At 63.5% G+C, this 1,738-nt stretch carries 1 protein-coding gene; it reads left to right on the forward strand.

All coding sequences use genetic code 11. From position 1 onward, the window contains the following. Window positions 1-1,157: 1,157 nt before the first annotated feature. Complete coding sequence (locus ACIQC5_RS24215; RefSeq protein ID WP_400287768.1) at window positions 1,158-1,463, forward strand: hypothetical protein; 306 nt, start codon at window positions 1,158-1,160, stop codon at window positions 1,461-1,463. Window positions 1,464-1,738: the final 275 nt, after the last annotated feature.

Genomic DNA, 1,738 nt, shown 5'->3' on the forward strand with positions numbered 1-1,738 from the left:
GGAGAGTAGGACACCGCCGGACAACCATTCGGTCGAGACCCCCCAACCACACGGTTGGGGGGTCTCCCACATTAACCACCAAACACCAACACCCCAAGCCCCGGCCCACCACCGGGGCTTCTCGCATTTAACCACCAACACACCAAGCCCCGGCCCACCACCGGGGCTTCTCGCATTTAACCACCAAGGGCTCACCTCGAGCAGCTCAGTTGAGCGCCGATCCCGGCGCGCCGGGTTGCCAAACCAGCGCGCCCAAATTCCTGCATGAAAGTGGCACCGAGTCCAAAGCAGTGCAGCCGCTTGTCTCCCAAGTGGCCGCGATTGTCTCTGCGTCGTCGGCCTCGACGTGGCGTTGCCTGGTGCTGCGAGACTCCATTGCGATGGTCGACAGCGGTTGGGGCCGGGTTCGGTCAGGCGGAGGGGACCTGTAGTCAGAGCGCGTTCTGCCCTCTTGCCACGGGTTGCCAGCAACATGGGCACCGAGTAGCGGTATAGCGTGGGCGGCTCGGTAGCAACACAAGCGCGCCGCTGTGGTTTGTTCGACGGCGGTCTGCCGCAGCTTAGTCCGTCACGTCCGTTCCGGCCCAGCCCAAGGCCGGCCCGAGAATTCTCCCGAAGCGTCGTCGTGCCACTCGGCCAAAGCCGCGGTCAACACGAAGTCAGCCATCGCCGGCGCTGATGCCGCAGTTTGTGCGATCGCAGTCTCGAGCCGCCAGGCATCACTGGCGTCCGGTCCCAAGCGCAGCGAGCATACCCATCGCCAACGGTTACGAGCATTATCGGCTGTGTAGGGGCTGGCCGATGAGGTTCAAGGACCGGGCGTAGTTCACCACCGCACGGACACCGCTCCAGCGGGCGGCCGCTACCCCACAGATCGTCGATCAGAGACGACTTAGAGACGGCGCGTCCGCGGTGCGCGGTGAGTATTCCGACGACTTCCCGGTGCCGCCACGTGGAGAGTTCACGCGGCATCCGGTCCAGCTCCACGAGACGTCGCAGCTTGGCCATGACGGATTGGTGCTTGCTGGTCACGACCGGGGCGCCTAGTTGCCATTCGTGCCTGTCTGGATCATCTCGGGGCGGTGACACATCTCCTGTCCCTGGATGTCCTGCCCGCTTTGGATATGTAGGACATCCTGCGCGGTGCCGATGCGAAGGTGGCTTGGCACCTGTACCTGGTTGCTCAACCTGCCGGGATTGTTGAAGCCAGGATCGAAGCTACAGCGGAAACGTTCTTGTCCTCGTTTATCTGCGGCTGGACCGCCAACCCGTCAGCCATTCCACCCGTGTACCTCGCCGAGTACCTTCGCGCGTCACGGGAGGCTGTGAAGTCCATCGCTGCGGGCTACCGTGCCTCTGCCGGCATCGATGTGCTCCAAGACCAGGAGGATCGTCCCGCCGGGAGAACCTTGACCATGCCGGTCACTGTGATTCCAACAGGACAGGGAGCAGCGCTTGGTTAGGACGCCGCAGCAGCGGGCTGAATGGGCATCGGACGTGGAACATCGCACGCTCGACGCCGGCCACTCATGGCAGAGGAGAATCTCAAGGCCGTCATCTCCGCCTTGCCCGAGCTGATGCCCCCATAGAGAAAGGCGGGTTCGACGGCGGTTTGGTGGGGTTTTGGGGGTGGGTGGGGGTGGTGTTTGGGGTGGATTTGCGTTGGGGGTGTGGGGCGTGTATTGTTTTCTGAGTCGCCGGGTGCGAAACGGAAAGCCGGAAGGTGTGTACGGTTCGG

It is taken from the genome of Paenarthrobacter sp. NPDC092416 (assembly GCF_044755025.1).
GTDB lineage: Bacteria > Actinomycetota > Actinomycetes > Actinomycetales > Micrococcaceae > Arthrobacter.